Origin of the sequence: Zobellella endophytica, from assembly GCF_003012775.1 — a bacterium.
Lineage (GTDB): Bacteria > Pseudomonadota > Gammaproteobacteria > Enterobacterales > Aeromonadaceae > Oceanimonas > Oceanimonas endophytica.
Genome location: NZ_PXYG01000002.1, coordinates 750732 through 767604, shown reverse-complemented (window position 1 = coordinate 767604; position 16873 = coordinate 750732). Strand labels below are relative to the sequence as shown.

The window sequence follows — 16873 nt, the reverse complement described above, 5'->3', positions numbered from 1 at the left end:
ATAATAATGAAATACAGCAAACTGGAATTCAGCGTCGGCTGCTTTATGCTGGCGGGTATCGGCGCCCTGCTGCTGCTGGCGTTCAAGGTGGCCGGCATCAGCATGAACGGCCAGGTGGAAAGCTACACCCTCTACGCCAAGTTCGACAATATCGGCGGCCTCAAGGTGCGTTCGCCGGTCAAGGTCGGCGGCGTGGTGGTCGGGCGGGTCAGCCAGATCACCCTGGACCCGCGGGATCAGGTGCCGGTGGTGGCGCTGACCCTCAACAAGACGGCCGGCGAATTCGCCGAGAGCAGCACCGCTTCCATCCTCACCTCGGGCCTGCTGGGCGAACAGTACCTGGGGATCAGTCCCGGTTTTGCCGACGAGGAGATGGGCATCGGCATGCTCACGGATGGTGACACCATCGCCCATACCCAGTCGGCGCTGGTGCTGGAAGAATTGATCGGCAAGTTTATTTATTCCATCGGAAACAACTGAATCCATCGGTAACCCTGAGGAGCGATGATGAAAAAAGTACTGGTATCCTGGCTGTTGCTGCTGAGTGGCCTCTGGGCCCCGCTGGCCGCCTCTGCGTCGGCCTCCGACCCCTATGCGCTGATCAACGAGGTGGCGCAGAGCACCTTCGACCGCCTGAGCAAGGAACAGACCGAAATCAAGGCCAACCCCGAGTACCTGCGCACCATAGTACGGGAGGAAATGCTGCCGGCGGTGGACGTGCGCTTTTCCGCCTTCCGGGTGATCGGCAACCAGCTCAACAGCACCACCCCCGAGCAGCGGGAGCGCTTCGTCGAGGCGTTCAGCGATTACCTGGTGGTGACCTATGCCGATGCCCTGGCCGCCTACAAGGAGCAGACCCTGGATATCGGCAGCGGCCAGGTCGGCGCCGATGACAAGCTGGTGTCGGTGCCGGTGACGGTACTGGAGCCGAATAAACCGGAGATCAAACTCGAGTTCAAACTACGTCAGAACAGCCGCACCGGTGAGTGGAAGGTGTTCGACATGGTGGCGGAGGGGATCAGCCTGCTGTCGGCCAAACAGGCCGAGCTGAGCGGCCTCATTCGCCAGAACGGCATCGATGCGGTGACCCGGCAACTGCAGGAACACACCAACAAACCGGTCACGCCGCTGGAAGTGACCCAATGAAACTGAATCGTGCGCTGGTCAAGGAAGAGCTGCCGGCCTACTGGGCCGAGCGGCGGCGCCTGTTTGCCAGCGAACGGGCCGACCTGGGCGAGGTCGGGCAACTGGACTCGGTGGGCCTGGCCTTCCTGGTGCAGTGGAGCCAGGCCCTGGCCGAGAGCGGCAGGCAACTGCGGCTGGACTCGCCCCCGGCCACCTTTTACCCCCTTGCTGATTTATACGGTGTCAGTTCCCTGTTTCAACTGACCGACAACCCTTCCGGGAGCCACAATGGATCTGAATAATGAAGTCGAGCGTTTACTGCGGCAGGCCTTGCCCCTGGATGAGCTCTATATCAAAAGCGAAGGCAGCCACTTCGAGGTGATCGCGGTCTCCGCCGAATTTGCCGACATGAGCCGGCTCAAGCGCCAGCAGGCGATCAATGGCCCCCTGAGGGAACTGATTGCCCAGAATGCCATTCATGCCCTTACCGTTAAGACTTTCACTCCCGAGCAGTGGGCCCGGGAGCGAAAATTTATCATGCCGTCCTGACAGGAGCCGAGATGGACAAATTCAAAATTCAGGGGCCTTGCCGGCTTGCCGGCGAGGTCACCATTTCCGGCGCCAAGAATGCGGCGCTGCCGATCCTGTTCGGCACCCTGCTGTGTGACGAAGCGGTACATCTGAGCAACGTCCCCAGGCTGAAGGACGTGGATACCACCCTGCAGCTGCTGGCGTCCATGGGCGTCAATGTGTCGGTCAACGGCGATGTCACCGTGCTGGCGGGGGCGGTCAACAGCCATATCGCACCCTACGAGCTGGTGCGCACCATGCGCGCTTCCATTCTGGCGCTGGGCCCGCTGGTGGCCCGCTTCGGCGAGGCCGACGTGTCCCTGCCCGGCGGTTGCGCCATCGGTGCCCGCCCGGTCAACCTGCATATCCACGGCCTGGAGCAGATGGGGGCGGTGATCCGGGTGGAAGACGGTTACATCAAGGCCCGGGTCGACGGCCGCCTGAAAGGGGCCCATATCCTGATGGACATGGTCAGCGTGACCGGTACCGAAAACCTGATGATGGCGGCGGTACTGGCCGAGGGCCGGACCATCATCGAGAACGCCGCCCGCGAGCCGGAAGTGGTGGATCTGGCCAACTTCCTCAACACCCTGGGCGCCAGGATCCAGGGCATCGGTCAGGATACCCTGATCATCGACGGCGTCGAGGCCCTGCACGGTGGCGACTACCGGGTGCAACCGGACCGGATTGAAACCGGTACCTTCCTGGTGGGAGCGGCCATCACCGGCGGTGATATTACTTGCCGCCGTACGGATCCCCGCCTGCTGGAGGCGGTGCTGGTCAAGCTGAAGGATGCGGGCGCCCGGGTGGAAACCGGGGAAGACTGGATCCGCCTGGACATGACTGGCCGCACCCTCAGGCCGGTGGACATCAAGACCGCGCCCTATCCGGCCTTTCCCACCGACATGCAGGCCCAGTTCACCGTGCTCAATGCGGTGGCCAAGGGCGTGGGGCGGGTGACCGAGACCATCTTCGAAAACCGCTTTATGCACGTGCCCGAGCTCAACCGCATGGGGGCCAACATCGAGCTGAACGGTAACCTGGCCATCTGCGGCGACACCGAGCAACTGACCGGCGCCACCGTGATGGCCACCGATCTGCGCGCCTCCGCCAGCCTGGTGCTGGCCGGCTTCGTGGCCCAGGGCACCACCATGGTGGACCGTATCTACCATATCGATCGGGGCTATGAATTGATCGAGGCCAAGCTGTCCGGCCTGGGCGGCAAGATCGAGCGGATCAAGGAATAACCGACAGCGAGCCATCAGCTGGAAGCGCCCGGCCGCCCGAGTGGTCTGCCGAACAAATGAAAGGGGAAGACAATACTTGTCTTCCCCTGTTGTATTTTCGGCCTGCGCCAATTGGCTTCCAGCTTCCGCTCAGCGCCACCGCTGAAAGCGGCGATCCTCTTCTATGGTCACCGGCAGGATCAGGTTTTCGCCGGCCCGCAGCAAGGTGATGTCGATTTCGGTGCCCGGCTTGGTTTCGGCTATCAGGTCCATGGCATGGCGGGCGTTGCCGATCGCCCTGCCGTTGATATCCAGCAACACGTCTCCCTCGCGGATCCCGGCCTGGGCGGCCGGTCCTCCTTCATTGACGGCCTCCACGTAGATGCCGGAACGTTCCCCCAGGTTGAGCAACTGCGCCATCATCGGCGGAATATCGGCGCCGCCGATACCCAGGTAACCGCGGATCACCCGGCCGTTGACGACAAGCTCATGCATGATGCGGTGGGCCAGGGCATAGGGGATGGCGAAGTTGATGCCATAGCTTTCCTGGTGGGCCACGCTCTGGAAGGAGGCGGTATTGATACCGACCATTTCACCGTACACATTGACCAGGGCGCCGCCGGAGTTGCCCGCATTGATGGCGGCATCGGTCTGCAGCAGATCCTGGCGGCCGTTGCTGTCCGGACCCATGCTCGACAGCCCGCTGCGGCCGGTGGCGCTGATGATGCCCTGGGTGATGGTCTGGCCCACATTGTAAGGATTGCCGATGGCCAGCACGATATCCCCGACCTGGGGAGCGAGTTCCTCGTCCTGGGGAATCACCGGCAGCTGGCCGGCCTCGATTTTCAGCACCGCCAGATCGGTGGGCACATCGAAGCCGACCACTTCCCCGGCGATGATGCGGCCGTCCTGCAACGCCACTATCACCTGATCCGCATCGGCAATCACGTGATAGTTGGTCAGCACATGGCCCTGCTCCGACATGATCACCCCCGAGCCCAGGCCGGTGGCGCTGATCTCGGGTGCGCTGTCACCGCGCTGGAAGCTGCGGGTATAGATATTGACCACCGCCGGCCCGGCACGGTTGGCGGCATAGGAAAAGCTGGTCACCCCCACCTGCTGGTTGCGCCACCAGTGCTCGAAGGACTGGGTGCGCAACTGGGGAAACAGCAGCAGCAGCAGCAGCGCCATCATGATGCCGCCGATAATGGCCTGGAGCAGAAACTTGTAAAGAGGGGATAGGCGCATCTGGAGCTGTCGTTACCGTCGAATCCAGAGAGCATAACATAAAGCGCCGGGGTTGGGAGTCTGCCCGCGGGCAGACTCCTTGCTACATCAAGCGGTTACCTGAGTACCAGATAGATGGAGGAGTTGCCGCGCTGGATGTTGAGCGCCATCACCTCGGGCTTGGACTGAATAATCTGGCGCAGGTCGTTGAGGGTGCGCACCCGCTGGCGGTTGACGCCGATGATGATGTCGCCCTGTTCCAGCCCGGACATGGCGGCGGGCGAGCGGGCCGTTACCTCGGTGAGCTTGACCCCCTGGACGGCGTCATCGGAGCCGGTGTTGGCCAGGGAGGCGCCTTCCAGCGACTCATGCAGGGTGTTGGCCAGGATATTGTCTTCGTCGGCCCGGGTCAGGGTCACCTCGACCTTGCTTTCCTTGCCGTCCCGGAACAGGCCCAGGGTCACGGTCTTGTCGGCACCCATGGTGGCCACCTTGGCCCTCAGCTCGCTGAAGGAGCGGATCGGCTTGCCGTCCAGGCTGATGATGATGTCACCGGCCTGCAACCCGGCCTTGGCGGCGGCGGAGTTTTCCAGTACCTGGCTGACAAAGGCGCCGTGCTGGCTGCGATAGCCGAAGGTCCGGGCCAGCTCCGAGGTCAGTTCACCGCCCATCACGCCCAGTACGCCGCGGCGTACTTCGCCGTACTCGAGGATCTGGTCGGCCAGATTCTTCACCATGTTGGCGGGAATGGCGAAGCCGATGCCGATGTTGCCGCCGCCCGGGCCCAGGATGGCGGTGTTGATGCCGATGAGCCTGCCGTCGAGATCGAGCAGGGCACCGCCGGAGTTGCCGGAGTTGATGGCAGCGTCGGTCTGGATAAAGTTTTCCAGGTTTTCCACGTTGAGGCCGGAGCGGCCCAGGGCGCTGATGATGCCGGAGGTGACGGTCTGACCCAGGCCGAAGGGGTTGCCGATGGCGATGGCGAAATCACCCACCTTGAGCCGGTCGGAGTCGGCAAACTCGATTTCGACCAGGCCCTTGGCCTCGACCTGCAGCAGGGCGATGTCGGACTGCTTGTCGGCGCCGATAAGCTCCGCCTCGTATTCCTGGCCGTCGATCAGGGTGATCAGTATCTTGTCGGCATCCTCGATGACGTGGTTGTTGGTGATCACATAGCCCTTGCCGGCATCGATGATCACCCCGGAGCCCAGGGCCTGGAAGGGTCTTTCCTGCACCTGTTCGCCGCCGGGCATGTTGGGGCCGAAGAAAAAGCGGAACGGTTCGGGCAGCACCTGACGGCTGACCTTGCTGCCGGAGACCGAGATGTTCACCACGCCCGGGCTGACTTTTTCTACCACCGGGGCCAGGCTGGTGAGATCCGAACCGGCGCCAAAGGGCAGTGCCGCCTGGGTGGCCGGCAGTATGGTCAGGCCCAGGCTCAGTGCCAATGCGGAAACCAGGGGGAGTCGACGTTTCATGCACATGCTCCTAACTCGCAGTGTTAATCAGGGAAATTGTTCAGTCAGACCCGGCTGAAACGGTAAGAGTTCCGGATCAGCCGCAATAACTTCACTGCCTTCATTAATTGTGTTTTTTGCGCGGAAGATCAAGCCCCTGTCTTCGCCAGGGGTTGCCCAGTGAGGGACGGGGCATTTACACTGGGACCCCCGTCGCTATCCATAATGCCGCAATGACCCCGAGTAAAAAATATCAGGCAGATCTCAGCCGCACCGACTTTGTCCGCGATGCGGCCCAGGCCAACGCCGTGGCCCAGCTGCAACGACTCTACGATGAACTGATGACACCCCGGGAGCCGCCCAGGCTGAACCTGTGGCAGAAGCTGACCGGCAAGCAGGCGCCGCCGCCGGGCATCAGGGGATTGTACTTCTGGGGCGGGGTGGGCCGGGGCAAGACCTACCTGGTGGACACCTTTTATGACTGTTTGCCGTTCGACAACAAGCTCCGGGTCCACTTCCACCGGTTCATGGTGCGGGTGCATGACGAACTGAAAACCCTGAAAGGCCAGTCGGATCCGCTTAAAATCGTGGCGGAACGGCTGGCCCGGGATGCCCGGGTTATCTGTTTCGACGAATTCTTCGTCTCCGACATCACCGATGCGATGATCCTGGGCACCCTGTTCCAGTACCTGTTCGGCCATGGCGTCATCCTGGTGGCGACCTCCAACATCCCGCCGGACGAGCTCTATCGCAACGGCCTGCAGCGGGCTCGCTTCCTGCCGGCCATTGCGCTGATCAAGGCAAACTGCGAAGTGGTCAATGTGGATTCGGGGATCGATTACCGGCTGCGTACCCTGGAGCAGGCCGAGATCTACCACGCGCCGCTCGATGCGCAGGCCAGGACCAACCTGGAACAGTATTTCGCCCGCCTGACCAACGAACCGGGCAACTGGGGCGGCACCATAGAGATCAATCACCGCCGGCTGAAGACAGTGGCGGAAGGCGATGGCGTGCTCTACATCGAGTTCCAGGAACTGTGCTGCACCCCCCGCTCCCAGCTCGACTATATCGAGCTGGCCCGCTGCTACCACTCGGTGCTGCTGGCCAACGTGGTGCCCATGGGGCTGGACAGCGATGACGCGGCCCGGCGTTTCATTGCCATGGTCGACGAATTCTACGAACGCCATGTCAAACTGATCATCTCTGCGGCGGTACCGATGGAGCAGCTCTACGGCCAGGGGCGGCTCAGTTTCGAGTTCCGGCGCTGTCTGTCGCGGCTGACGGAAATGCAATCCCACGAATATCTTGCCAGAGAGCACCTTCCTTAGTCACAATATGCGCCCCCGTGATCCGGGCATGGTCGCGGGGGAGGGCGGGCGGGCCGACTAATTTTAATGGGCATTAAAATTAGCAGGTGATTTTTAAGGCAACTTTACCTATAATCGCCCGGCCCACGTTACACAGCTGTCGATAAGACGGCATCACAGTAAGCAGACTGGTGCTCGAAGGGGTGCAGGTCTGGTCGTGTTTTGCGCATGGTGCGCAAGTGTAGGATTCATTTTCAGTAATTTGGGTTCATCCATGAAAACTTTTGTTGCTAAGCCAGAAACCGTAAAGCGTGACTGGTATGTTGTTGATGCAGAGGGCAAAACTCTGGGTCGTCTGGCCACCGAGATCGCCCGTCGTCTGCGCGGTAAGCATAAGCCGGAATTTACTCCGCACGTTGACTGTGGTGATTACATCATCGTGATCAATGCCGAGAAGGTTCAGGTTACCGGTAATAAAGCCGAAGACAAGATTTACTACTCTCACTCCGGTTTTCCGGGCGGCATCAAGTCCATCAGCTTCGAGAAGCTGATCATCCGCAAGCCCGAGATGGTCATCGAGTCTGCCGTTCGCGGCATGCTGCCCCGTGGTCCGCTGGGTCGTGCTATGTTCCGCAAGATGAAAGTCTTTGCGGGCAGCCAGCACAACCACGCTGCACAACAACCACAAGTACTAGACATCTAATACGGGATTCAGGCAAATGGCAGAAACTCAATACTACGGTACCGGTCGTCGCAAAAGCTCCACTGCGCGCGTATTCGTAAAGCCGGGCAGCGGTAACATCGTTATCAACAAGCGTTCATTGGATCAGTATTTCGGTCGCGAGACCGCACGCATGGTCGTGCGTCAGCCGCTGGAACTGGTTGAGATGACCGAGAAGCTGGATCTGTACATCACCGTCGCCGGTGGTGGTATTTCCGGTCAGGCCGGCGCTATCCGTCACGGCATTACCCGTGCCCTGATGCAATACGATGAAACCCTGCGTGGCGCCCTGCGCAAGGCTGGCTTCGTGACTCGTGACGCCCGTCGCGTGGAACGTAAGAAAGTCGGTCTGCACAAAGCGCGTAAGCGCCCCCAGTTCTCCAAGCGTTAATTGGGATTGCAGTTTTATATACCAAAGCCCGGGGTTACCCGGGCTTTTTTGTTTGTGAGGAGTCGTTGTTGGCAGGGTAATAATTTGTTGTTTTATAACAATTTATCTTGCTAAATAACGGATCTTTCCAGTCTTACCCGTCCTTGTAAAAGACCGCGCTTTTCTTTAGAATTTCGGGGTTTTTTTGTGGCAATTGAAACCATGATATCCGCCGCGGTTGTCACATAGCAGTATCAATGCATGGAACGAAAAATAAATGCGCGGAGACCAAATGGGAGAGTTTTTGGATGAGCAATGCGCCAGTTGATACCGGTCGCCGCAGATTTCTGACCTGGTCAACCACAGTCGTGGGTGGGGTCGGAGCTGCTTTTGCCGCAGTGCCCTTTATCGCATCGTGGAACCCCAGTGCCAAGGCGAAAGCGGCCGGGGCCCCGGTTGAAGTAGATGTCAGCAAGATGGAACCCGGCCAGCTGATCCGGGTCGAGTGGCGTGGCAAGCCAGTATGGATGGTCCGCCGTACCCAGGAAATTCTGGATGGTCTGCCCAAGCACGACAACCAGCTGCGTGACCCCGCTTCGGAGGAACCGCAGCAACCGGAATATGCCCAGAACGCCTATCGTTCGATCAAGCCGGAAGTGTTCGTGGCCGTTGGCCTTTGTACCCACCTGGGTTGCTCGCCGACCTATCTGCCGGACAGCTTCGGCGAACAGGTGCAGGGCGTGAGTTCCGGCTTTTTCTGCCCCTGTCACGGTTCCAAATTCGATATGGCCGGCCGCGTGTTTCAGGGCGTTCCCGCACCGCTGAACCTGGTCATCCCCCCTTATTACTACGTCACCGATACCACGATACTGGTCGGTGAAGACAAGGAAGGAGCCTAAGCATGCTGGGTAAACTCGTAAACTGGATTGACGAGCGTATTCCGATGACGGCGACCTACAACAAGCATGTAGGTCAGTATCCCGCGCCGAAAAATTTCAATTTCTGGTACTTCTTCGGCTCTCTGGCCATGCTGGTGCTGGTCAACCAGATCCTGACCGGCATCTGGCTGACCATGAACTACACCCCTTCCGGCGAGGGTGCCTTCGCCTCCATCGAATACATCATGCGCGATGTGGAATACGGCTGGCTGCTGCGCTACATGCACTCCACCGGCGCCTCCGCGTTTTTCGTGGTGGTCTACCTGCACATGTTCCGCGGTTTGATCTATGGTTCCTACCAGAAGCCGCGCGAACTGCTGTGGCTGTTCGGCATGCTGATCTTCCTGGTACTGATGGCGGAAGCCTTCATGGGCTACCTGCTGCCTTGGGGCCAGATGTCCTACTGGGGTGCCCAGGTCATCATCTCGCTGTTCGGTGCCATCCCGGTGATCGGCGACGATTTGACCCTGTGGATCCGTGGTGACTACGTCATCTCCGGCGCCACCCTCAACCGTTTCTTCGCCCTGCACGTGATCGCCCTGCCGCTGGTGCTGGTGCTGCTGGTGTTCCTGCATATCGTGGCGCTGCACGAAGTGGGCTCCAACAACCCGGACGGCATCGACATCAAGAAAAACAAGGACGAAAACGGTTGGCCGAAAGACGCCATTCCGTTCCATCCCTACTACACCGTCAAGGATATCGTCGGGGTGGTCGGCTTCCTGTTCTTCTTCTCATTCGTGATCTTCTTCATGCCCGAGGGTGGCGGCTACTTCCTGGAAGCTCCGAACTTCGAAGCGGCCAACGGCCTGAAGACCCCCGAGCATATCGCGCCGGTATGGTACTTCACCCCCTTCTACGCCATTCTGCGGGCGGTTCCCGACAAGCTGATGGGGGTTATCCTGATGGGGCTGTCCATCGCGGTGCTGTTCGTGCTGCCCTGGCTGGATCGTTGCAAGGTGCGTTCGTTCCGCTACCGCAGCAAGCTGCATCTGCTGAACATCGCGCAGTTCGTCGTCTGCTTTATCATCCTGGGGGTTCTGGGGGCGCTGCCGTCCACGCCGGTGCTGACGCTGCTGGCCCAGATCTGTTCGTTTGGCTATTTCGCTTTCTTCGTCCTGCTGTTCTTCTATAGCAAAAACGAGAAAACCAAACCGCTGCCAGAGAGGGTTACATTCAAATGAAGAAGTTAATCATTGCTGTATTTGCCTTTTTGCCGGCGCTGGCAATGGCGGCGGGTGCCAATGTGCATCTCGACAAGGCCGAATATGATCTGAGCGACAAGGCGTCGCTGCAAAATGGTGCCAAGCTGTTCATGAACTACTGTTCCGGCTGTCACAGTACCCAGTATCAGCGCTACAACCGGGTGGCCGAGGATCTGGACATTCCGGAAGACATGATGCAGGCCAACCTGAACTTTACCGGGGTGGCTGTGGGCGAGCTGATGGAAAACTCCATTCCGGAGGCGGATGCCGGCAACTGGTTTGGTGCAGCGCCGCCGGATCTGACGCTGGTTGCCCGGGTTCGTGGTGCCGACTGGCTCTATACTTACCTGCGCTCCTTCTACAAGGACGACAGCCGCCCCTTCGGTGTGAACAACCTGGTGTTCCCATCCGTGGGCATGCCTCATGTGCTGGAGTCGTTGCAGGGGTCCGCGCGGCTCGAAACGGTGGTACGCACCGTCGATGGTCATGAAGTCGAGACGCCGGTCGGTATCAAGGCGGACGGCAACGGCGAGATGACCACCGAGGAATACGACAATGCGGTGCTGGACATCGTCAACTTCCTGGTGTATTCGGGTGAGCCGATGAAGCTGGAGCGCCAGCGCATGGGCTACTGGGTACTGGGTTTTCTGGCGATTCTGTTTGTCTTTGCCTATTTGTTGAAGAAAGAATACTGGCGTGACGTACACTGATTAGACATCGTCTAAGCTAAACAGGGAGCGGCAATGGGAGTAGAATGCTTCCATTGCCGTTCCTATTTATGATTTGCGGAGGATTCAATGGCAGTTGCGGCCAACAAGCGTTCTATCATGACGCTGTTTTCAGGTGCTGACGATATTTACAGCCATCAGGCGCGTATCGTTCTGGCGGAAAAAGGGGTCAGTGTGGAAATCAGTCAGGTCGAGCCTGACAGCCTGCCCGAAGATATGCTGGAGCTGAACCCCTATGGCACAGTGCCCACCCTGGTGGACAGAGAGCTGGTGCTTTATGAATCACGTATCATCATGGAATATCTGGATGAGCGTTTTCCGCATCCGCCCCTGATGCCGGTCTATCCGGTGGCGCGGGGCAACAGCCGGCTGATGATGCACCGTATCGAGCAGGACTGGTACTCCCTGGTCAAGCGTATCCGGCGGGGCGACAAGGCCGAAGAGGCCCGCAAGGAGCTGCGCGAGGTGCTGCTGGCGGTGGCGCCGGTGTTCGCCGAGTATCCCTACTTCATGAGTGAAGAATTCAGCTTGGTCGACTGCTACATGGCGCCGCTGCTGTGGCGACTGCCGTCCCTGGGCATCGAGCTGTCCGGTCGCGGGGCGAAAGAGGTCAAGGCCTACATGATCCGCCTGTTCGAACGCGATTCCTTCCAGGCTTCCCTCACCGAAGCCGAACGTGATATCGGCGGAAAGGTATAACCATGGATAACATGTCCCCCAGCCGGCCCTATTTGCTGCGGGCCTTCTACGATTGGTTACTGGATAACGAGTTGACGCCCCATCTGCTGGTGAATGCCGATGTGCCTCATACCACGGTGCCCCGCCAGTATGTCAAGGACGGCCAGATAGTGCTCAACATTGCGCCCAGGGCGGTCGTGGGATTACAGATGGACAATGAGGCGGTCAGTTTCAGCGCCCGCTTCGGCGGCTCGCCGTTTCAGGTATACATTCCCATGGCGGCGGTGGTGGCGGTACAGTCCCGTGAGAATGGTGCCGGTACCTTCTTTCCTCCCGAGCCAGCCTATGACGAATGGCTCGCCGCCGGCGGTGACCCGGAGGTGGCGGCTGATGCCGAGGCGCCACCGGAGATGGACGAGGCCCAGCCTTCCGCCAAAAAAGGCAAGCCCACCTTGCGGGTGATCAAGTAATAAAAAACGCAGCCAGGGGGCTGCGTTTTTTATGGTCTTGCCGGCCGGACTTCAGGGGGCGGCCTGGACGTATTCGAATACCGTGACCACTTTGGCCACCCCGCTGATATTACGGCTCAGCTGGACCGCGATATCGGCTTCCCGCTGGGTTACCAGACCGAGCAGAAAGACTTCCGCGTTTTCGGTGACCACCTTGATCTTGGTGCCGTCGATGTTCTTTTCCGCCAGCAGGGTACTCTTGACCTTGGAGGTGATCCAGGTGTCCTGGCTGCGTACCGCGAGCGAAACCGGCTGGCCGAGGCGGATTTCATTGAACACCTCCTCGACGCCGGGAACGCCGCCGACCACTTCTTCTGCCTGGCTGCGGTAGGCTTCGGTGGGGGTTTGGCCGAGCAGCAGGGCCTTGCCGTTGGTGCTGATCACCGACAGCTTGCTCTGGTCCCACAGCGGCTTGGTTTCACCCAGGCGATGCAAGGCGCGCATTTCGATGGCCTGGTCGCCGAGCTGCGTGCCCAGAGTGCGCCGGTCGACGGCCGCCGCGCCGCCGGTGGCGGCCCCGGCGGCCACCATACCGGCGCAGCCCTGCAGCAGGAGCAGTGAGGAAAACACGATAAGCAGAAGCGGTTTGTTCATCATCAATCTTCCTGTTGTGGAAAGAGGGTGCGATCGATCAGATCACAGAGACAGTGGAGCGTCAGCAGGTTGACTTCATGAATGCGGGGCGCGCGCAGGGCGGGCACCCGGATCTCCACATCGTTGGGGCCGAGCAGGCCGGCCAGCTCGCCGCCGTCGCCGCCGCTCAGTGCCACTATGGTCATGTCCCGGCTGAGGGCGGCCTCGGCGGCCTTGATCAGGTTGCGGCTATGGCCGCTGGTGGAGATCACCACCAGCACGTCGCCGGCCTGGCCCAGGGCGCGGATCTGGCGGGCATAGGCCTCGTCGAAATGCTGATCCACCGATATGGCGCTGATGCTGCTGGTGTCCAGGGTCAGGCAGAGGGCGGGCAGCGCCGGGCGTTCGGTTTCGTAGCGGTTGATCAACTCGCTGACGAACAGCTGGGCGAGGGCGTTGGAGCCGCCGTTGCCGCACACCAGCAGCTTGTTGCCGTTGAGCAGGCACATCACCATCATCTGGGCCGCCGCCAGGATATCGTCCGGCAGGGCTTCGGCGGCGGCAATTTTGGTCTGAATGCTCTCGGTAAAGCTGGCTTTAATTTCTTCCTGCATGGGATTCCTTAAAAGGCATTGGGTATCCAGTTAATGTCGTCGCCGTCACAGGCGACGAGGTCAAAGCGACAGGACTGAGAGGATTCATTCAGCCCCTTTACTTGCAAGTAACTGAGCGCGGCTCGGCGCAGGCGCTGTTGTTTGGCTGGAGTCACCGAGGCGGCGGCCCCGCCGAAGTGGCGATGCTTGCGGTAGCGCACCTCGATAAATACCAGGGTATGGCCGGTGCGCATGATAAGATCGATTTCGCCGAGCTTGCACTGAAAATTGCGGGTGATCAGGATCAGGCCGCGATCAAGCAGAAACCGTTCCGCCCGTCGCTCATGCCAGTCGCCCTGGGCACGCTTACTACCCTCCGGGTAACCATTCGCCATCGCGGTATTCCATCCATTGCAGGCGGCGTTGCAACACGCCCTGGCCGGAGACGGATAGCTCACCGGTCAGGGCCGGCACCGTTCCGGCTCCGCCGCGCAGCTCGGCCAGTTGCGGGATCACGGTGAGTGCATCGTAACCGAAGGAAAACAACCGTTGCCAGGTTAAGCCGGCGTTCGGCCACAGTTCCTCGACCTGCTCCCTGAGCTGGGGCGCCCCGTCAAAAATCCACGGCATATCGGCCAGTTGCAGCCCGTTGAGCTCGCTCATCGGCGCTTCGCCGGTGGGTACGTGGCTGCGCGAGGTGACATAGGTCGGCAGGCGGGCGGCCCGGCTGTCCCGCACGAAGTCGAAATACGGCAGTATGTAGCGGGTTTCGGTGGCGTTGGTGACCATGAACACCGAGTCGATGGGCTCGGGTGCGCCGGTCCAGCCACCTTCACCGAGAGGCTGGATAACGCCGGCGGCGGCCGGAGGCGGGCTGCTGGTGCTGGCCAGGGCCCGGCGCACATCGGATTCTATGGAGGATTGGCCGGCAAAATACGCCAGAATGGCCGGCTTGCCGCTCTGTTGCTGCCAGCTGTCGTTGAATTCGGTAGCGATCCGGCGACCCAGATCGGTGCCGGGAGCGAACACCAGCGGCTGGCGGTGGCCCATGCTCCACATGTGGCGGGCCGCTTCGGCGGCTTCCGCCTCCGGCGACAGGGAGAAATAGTAAAAGTGCGCCATGCCTGGCTGGTACGGCGGCGTGTTCAGCGCCAGCACCGGGATCACGGGGCCGAGCTCGATCAGGGCGCTGACCTCTTCCTTGAGCAGGGGGCCGACAATGAAGTCGGCACCGGCCTGCTGCACCTGCTGGTAGAGGCTGTTCATGTCCCGGCCATTGGTGTCGAAGAAACTGAGCCGGGAAGACTGGCCCTGATGGGCGCTGAGGATGCCGTTGCGAATGGCATCGGCCTGCTCCGCCAGCCGCCCGGACAGCGGCAGCAGCACGGCGATATGGGCGGGCTGATAGGCTTCGCTGCCGACCAGGCCGGTCAGGGGAGGCAGATAGACTTGGCCCGGGTGAGAGGGGTTTATATGACTCCATGATTGCAACTGCCATTGCTGTTGCCCGGGCTGAAGACGCTGGTTGTTCAATATCGCCATCAGGCTGAACCAGGCGTTGGCCTCGTCGCTGTTGCCGGCATTCTGGGCACGGCGCAGGGCAAGGGAGGACTGGGCAGCCAGCAGCTTATGGATATGCTCCCTGTTGCTCTCCTGCTCCTTGCCGCCGAGCAGGGCATGGCGTTCGATCAAGGCCAGGGTGGCCTCGATAGGCTGTTGCCGGCGCTCCAGCAGCTCGGCGCTGAGCGACAGATAGTAGGCCAGCGCCGGCCGGGGCAGGATGGCGCGATCGACCGCGGCCAGTTGTTGCTGCACGCCTTCCGTCTGGTTGGCCGCCAGGGTCGAGGCGGCGTCCAGTATCGCCACCGCCTGTTGTTGCTGCGGTGACGCCGCGTCGCGGCGCAAGGCGTCGAGCAGCGGCGCCGGCGTGCGGGTGTCGCCCTGCTGCAGGTAGGCCCGGACGGCCAGCACCCGCCAATTGAAGGCATCGGCATCGGAGGCCTGCTCGGCCAGGGATTGATATTGATCCGCCGGCCGATCGACGGCACTGAACATATCGGGCGCCGGCGGCGGGGCTGCCGAGGGCGCACGCTGAATACCGGTGGCGCAGGCCATCAGAATGGATGAAAGCACCAAGGTGCACAGTAGCCGTGTTACACTGTTGCGTTGATATTGTGTCGCCAATCCCATTACCCCAAGCTGTGTCATTTTGGTCCTAAGTGTAATAGGGCCACCACGGTGAGACAATTGCTTGCACAGGAGTCCCTATGAGCCAAGCGGCTGCCCTTTATATTGTGCCCACCCCTATCGGTAACCTGAATGATATCAGCCAGCGTGCCTTGGAAACATTACAACAGGTTGATTTAATTGCCTGTGAGGATACCCGCCATACGGCGAAGTTGCTGTCTCACTACCAGATTAGTACGCCCACCTGGGCCTTGCATGATCACAATGAGCAATACAAGGCGGAGCAACTGGTAACCCGTTTGCTGGCGGGTCACCGCATCGCTCTGGTGTCGGATGCCGGTACGCCGCTGATCAGCGACCCGGGTTATCACCTGGTCAACCGTTGTCGTAACGCGGGCGTCCGGGTGTTCGCCCTGCCCGGTCCCTGTGCGGCGGTCACGGCCTTGTCCGCCGCCGGCCTGGCCACCGATCGCTTCGCCTTTGAAGGATTTCTGCCCGCCAAGGACAAGGCTCGTCACGACAAACTGGAGCTGCTTAAGGAAGAGCCCCGTACCCTGGTGTTCTACGAGTCGCCCCGGCGGCTGCTCGATACCGTGGCCGAACTGGTGAGCGTGATGGGACCGGAGCGGCAGCTGGTGGTTGCCCGCGAGCTGACCAAGACCTTTGAAAGCATCCATAGCCTGCCGGCGGCGGAGATGCTGGCCTGGCTGAAAGAGGACGATAACCGCCACCGGGGCGAAATCGTGCTGATGGTGGCGGGTCACCAACCCGACGGCGAGTCGCTGCCGGCAGCCGCGCTGCGCACCCTGGCGCTGTTGCGTGCCGAGCTGCCGTTGAAAAAGGCGGCGGCGCTCACCGCCGAGATCCACGGGGTCAAGAAAAACGCCCTGTACAAATACGGGCTGGAACAGATGGCACCGCTGGAATAGGTCGGCGCGGCTGGTGTCGGCGGCGCGGCTGGTGTACACTCCGCCGCGGAGTTGGCCGGGTGATCGCTGCTTCGTCGTTGTGTCTCCGGGCAAACGGGCGGAGGGGAGGAAAGTCCGGGCTCCACAGGGCAGGGTGCCAGGTAACGCCTGGGGGGCGCGAGCCCACGACCAGTGCAACAGAGAGCAGACCGCCGATGGCCCGCAAGGGATCAGGTAAGGGTGAAAGGGTGCGGTAAGAGCGCACCGCGCGACTGGCAACAGTTCGTGGCACGGTAAACTCCACCCGGAGCAAGACCAAATAGGCCTCCTACAGGCGCGGCCCGCGCTGGAGGCGGGTAGGTTGCTTGAGCCAGCGAGCGATTGCTGGCCTAGAGGAATGATTACCGACCGAGTTCGCTCGGTACAGAACCCGGCTTACAGGCCGACTCCATCCGTTTTCCGAAAACGCAGCTCCGGCTGCGTTTTTTTGTTGCCGACGCGGGCCCGGGGTATTCGATTGGCTTCCGCCCCGGCTAGCAGCAAATTTAATTTTC

General features: G+C 60.8%; 20 protein-coding genes and 1 other RNA gene. 15 read left to right on the top strand and 6 right to left on the bottom strand.

The genetic code is table 11. From position 1 onward, the window contains the following. Positions 1-6 precede the first annotated feature (6 nt). From mlaD to murA, 5 genes are read left to right on the top strand one after another with little or no spacing between them, the layout of a single operon-like run. Positions 7-480, top strand: coding sequence for an outer membrane lipid asymmetry maintenance protein MlaD (mlaD, locus tag C7H85_RS08835; protein ID WP_106729315.1), 474 nt, complete (start codon positions 7-9; stop codon positions 478-480). Between the two features lie 24 nt (positions 481-504). Further along, the gene (gene mlaC / locus C7H85_RS08830; RefSeq protein WP_168388246.1) at positions 505-1146 is read left to right on the top strand and encodes a phospholipid-binding protein MlaC; all 642 of its coding nucleotides are present in this window, start codon (positions 505-507) and stop codon (positions 1144-1146) included. Continuing rightward, entirely contained in the window at positions 1143-1427 is a 285-nt protein-coding gene (locus C7H85_RS08825) for an STAS domain-containing protein (protein ID WP_106729313.1), read from the top strand. Before mlaC ends, C7H85_RS08825 begins: the two co-directional genes overlap by 4 nt. Next, on the top strand, positions 1414-1674 hold the full coding sequence (locus tag C7H85_RS08820) for a BolA family protein (RefSeq protein ID WP_106729312.1): 261 nt from the start codon (positions 1414-1416) through the stop codon (positions 1672-1674). The genes C7H85_RS08825 and C7H85_RS08820 overlap by 14 nt, the downstream gene beginning before the upstream one ends. An 11-nt stretch (positions 1675-1685) precedes the next feature. Further along, positions 1686-2942, top strand: a complete 1257-nt coding sequence (gene murA, locus C7H85_RS08815) for a UDP-N-acetylglucosamine 1-carboxyvinyltransferase (protein WP_106729311.1) — start codon at positions 1686-1688, stop codon at positions 2940-2942. A 129-nt stretch (positions 2943-3071) separates the two neighbouring features. Here murA and degS read toward each other — a convergent pair whose 3' ends face one another. Both degS and C7H85_RS08805 read right to left on the bottom strand, forming a co-directional pair. Then, positions 3072-4169: an outer membrane-stress sensor serine endopeptidase DegS gene (gene degS, locus C7H85_RS08810; RefSeq protein WP_106729310.1), complete on the bottom strand. Its 1098-nt coding sequence runs from the start codon at positions 4167-4169 to the stop codon at positions 3072-3074. A gap of 95 nt (positions 4170-4264) precedes the next feature. Then, positions 4265-5626, bottom strand: a complete 1362-nt coding sequence (locus C7H85_RS08805) for a Do family serine endopeptidase (RefSeq protein WP_106729309.1) — start codon at positions 5624-5626, stop codon at positions 4265-4267. 212 nt (positions 5627-5838) lie between these two features. Between C7H85_RS08805 and zapE the strand changes: the two genes are divergently transcribed. From zapE to C7H85_RS08765, 8 genes are all read left to right on the top strand, one after another. After that, positions 5839-6933, top strand: coding sequence for a cell division protein ZapE (gene zapE, locus C7H85_RS08800; protein WP_106729308.1), 1095 nt, complete (start codon positions 5839-5841; stop codon positions 6931-6933). Between the two features lie 253 nt (positions 6934-7186). After that, entirely contained in the window at positions 7187-7615 is a 429-nt protein-coding gene (gene rplM, locus C7H85_RS08795) for a 50S ribosomal protein L13 (RefSeq protein WP_106729307.1), read from the top strand. A 16-nt stretch (positions 7616-7631) separates the two neighbouring features. Further along, positions 7632-8024 (top strand): 30S ribosomal protein S9, encoded by a 393-nt coding sequence (gene rpsI / locus C7H85_RS08790; RefSeq protein WP_094039192.1) that lies wholly within the window; start codon positions 7632-7634, stop codon positions 8022-8024. A gap of 287 nt (positions 8025-8311) precedes the next feature. Continuing rightward, the gene (petA, locus tag C7H85_RS08785) at positions 8312-8902 is read left to right on the top strand and encodes a ubiquinol-cytochrome c reductase iron-sulfur subunit (protein ID WP_106729306.1); all 591 of its coding nucleotides are present in this window, start codon (positions 8312-8314) and stop codon (positions 8900-8902) included. A gap of 2 nt (positions 8903-8904) precedes the next feature. Continuing rightward, a complete protein-coding gene (locus C7H85_RS08780; protein WP_106729305.1) occupies positions 8905-10122 on the top strand; it encodes a cytochrome b in 1218 nt (405 codons plus the stop codon). Continuing rightward, on the top strand, positions 10119-10853 hold the full coding sequence (locus C7H85_RS08775) for a cytochrome c1 (RefSeq protein ID WP_106729304.1): 735 nt from the start codon (positions 10119-10121) through the stop codon (positions 10851-10853). Before C7H85_RS08780 ends, C7H85_RS08775 begins: the two co-directional genes overlap by 4 nt. Before the next feature lie 87 nt (positions 10854-10940). After that, positions 10941-11570 carry a stringent starvation protein SspA gene (gene sspA, locus C7H85_RS08770; RefSeq protein WP_106729303.1) on the top strand — a complete coding sequence of 210 codons (630 nt, stop codon included), beginning with the start codon at positions 10941-10943 and terminating at the stop codon, positions 11568-11570. A gap of 11 nt (positions 11571-11581) precedes the next feature. Further along, positions 11582-12019, top strand: a complete 438-nt coding sequence (locus tag C7H85_RS08765; protein ID WP_106729415.1) for a ClpXP protease specificity-enhancing factor — start codon at positions 11582-11584, stop codon at positions 12017-12019. A 51-nt stretch (positions 12020-12070) separates the two neighbouring features. On the opposite strand, the gene dolP is transcribed toward C7H85_RS08765, so the two are convergent. From dolP to C7H85_RS08745, 4 genes are read right to left on the bottom strand one after another with little or no spacing between them, the layout of a single operon-like run. Then, positions 12071-12655, bottom strand: coding sequence for a division/outer membrane stress-associated lipid-binding lipoprotein (gene dolP / locus C7H85_RS08760; RefSeq protein ID WP_106729302.1), 585 nt, complete (start codon positions 12653-12655; stop codon positions 12071-12073). Then, on the bottom strand, positions 12655-13245 hold the full coding sequence (locus C7H85_RS08755; protein ID WP_106729301.1) for a D-sedoheptulose-7-phosphate isomerase: 591 nt from the start codon (positions 13243-13245) through the stop codon (positions 12655-12657). Before C7H85_RS08755 ends, dolP begins: the two co-directional genes overlap by 1 nt. Before the next feature lie 8 nt (positions 13246-13253). Continuing rightward, a complete protein-coding gene (locus C7H85_RS08750) occupies positions 13254-13619 on the bottom strand; it encodes a YraN family protein (protein ID WP_106729300.1) in 366 nt (121 codons plus the stop codon). Next, positions 13594-15357, bottom strand: a complete 1764-nt coding sequence (locus C7H85_RS08745) for a penicillin-binding protein activator (RefSeq protein WP_245879605.1) — start codon at positions 15355-15357, stop codon at positions 13594-13596. The genes C7H85_RS08750 and C7H85_RS08745 overlap by 26 nt, the downstream gene beginning before the upstream one ends. A 134-nt stretch (positions 15358-15491) precedes the next feature. Here C7H85_RS08745 and rsmI point away from each other — a divergent pair, with 134 nt between their 5' ends. Next, positions 15492-16340, top strand: a complete 849-nt coding sequence (rsmI, locus tag C7H85_RS08740; RefSeq protein ID WP_106729298.1) for a 16S rRNA (cytidine(1402)-2'-O)-methyltransferase — start codon at positions 15492-15494, stop codon at positions 16338-16340. Between the two features lie 47 nt (positions 16341-16387). Beyond that, an RNA gene (gene rnpB, locus C7H85_RS08735) (RNase P RNA component class A) lies at positions 16388-16773 on the top strand. The last annotated feature ends 100 nt before the right edge of the window (positions 16774-16873 follow it).

What these genes read in the sequence shown, in the direction of transcription:
- mlaD (WP_106729315.1), top strand. Translation starts at nt 7, where the DNA reads ATGAAATACAGCAAACTGGAATTCAGCGTCGGCTGCTTTATGCTGGCG.
- mlaC (WP_168388246.1), top strand. Translation starts at nt 505, where the DNA reads ATGATGAAAAAAGTACTGGTATCCTGGCTGTTGCTGCTGAGTGGCCTC.
- C7H85_RS08825 (WP_106729313.1), top strand. Translation starts at nt 1,143, where the DNA reads ATGAAACTGAATCGTGCGCTGGTCAAGGAAGAGCTGCCGGCCTACTGG.
- C7H85_RS08820 (WP_106729312.1), top strand. Translation starts at nt 1,414, where the DNA reads ATGGATCTGAATAATGAAGTCGAGCGTTTACTGCGGCAGGCCTTGCCC.
- murA (WP_106729311.1), top strand. Translation starts at nt 1,686, where the DNA reads ATGGACAAATTCAAAATTCAGGGGCCTTGCCGGCTTGCCGGCGAGGTC.
- degS (WP_106729310.1), bottom strand. Translation starts at nt 4,169, where the DNA reads ATGCGCCTATCCCCTCTTTACAAGTTTCTGCTCCAGGCCATTATCGGC.
- C7H85_RS08805 (WP_106729309.1), bottom strand. Translation starts at nt 5,626, where the DNA reads ATGAAACGTCGACTCCCCCTGGTTTCCGCATTGGCACTGAGCCTGGGC.
- zapE (WP_106729308.1), top strand. Translation starts at nt 5,839, where the DNA reads ATGACCCCGAGTAAAAAATATCAGGCAGATCTCAGCCGCACCGACTTT.
- rplM (WP_106729307.1), top strand. Translation starts at nt 7,187, where the DNA reads ATGAAAACTTTTGTTGCTAAGCCAGAAACCGTAAAGCGTGACTGGTAT.
- rpsI (WP_094039192.1), top strand. Translation starts at nt 7,632, where the DNA reads ATGGCAGAAACTCAATACTACGGTACCGGTCGTCGCAAAAGCTCCACT.
- petA (WP_106729306.1), top strand. Translation starts at nt 8,312, where the DNA reads ATGAGCAATGCGCCAGTTGATACCGGTCGCCGCAGATTTCTGACCTGG.
- C7H85_RS08780 (WP_106729305.1), top strand. Translation starts at nt 8,905, where the DNA reads ATGCTGGGTAAACTCGTAAACTGGATTGACGAGCGTATTCCGATGACG.
- C7H85_RS08775 (WP_106729304.1), top strand. Translation starts at nt 10,119, where the DNA reads ATGAAGAAGTTAATCATTGCTGTATTTGCCTTTTTGCCGGCGCTGGCA.
- sspA (WP_106729303.1), top strand. Translation starts at nt 10,941, where the DNA reads ATGGCAGTTGCGGCCAACAAGCGTTCTATCATGACGCTGTTTTCAGGT.
- C7H85_RS08765 (WP_106729415.1), top strand. Translation starts at nt 11,582, where the DNA reads ATGTCCCCCAGCCGGCCCTATTTGCTGCGGGCCTTCTACGATTGGTTA.
- dolP (WP_106729302.1), bottom strand. Translation starts at nt 12,655, where the DNA reads ATGATGAACAAACCGCTTCTGCTTATCGTGTTTTCCTCACTGCTCCTG.
- C7H85_RS08755 (WP_106729301.1), bottom strand. Translation starts at nt 13,245, where the DNA reads ATGCAGGAAGAAATTAAAGCCAGCTTTACCGAGAGCATTCAGACCAAA.
- C7H85_RS08750 (WP_106729300.1), bottom strand. Translation starts at nt 13,619, where the DNA reads ATGGCGAATGGTTACCCGGAGGGTAGTAAGCGTGCCCAGGGCGACTGG.
- rsmI (WP_106729298.1), top strand. Translation starts at nt 15,492, where the DNA reads ATGAGCCAAGCGGCTGCCCTTTATATTGTGCCCACCCCTATCGGTAAC.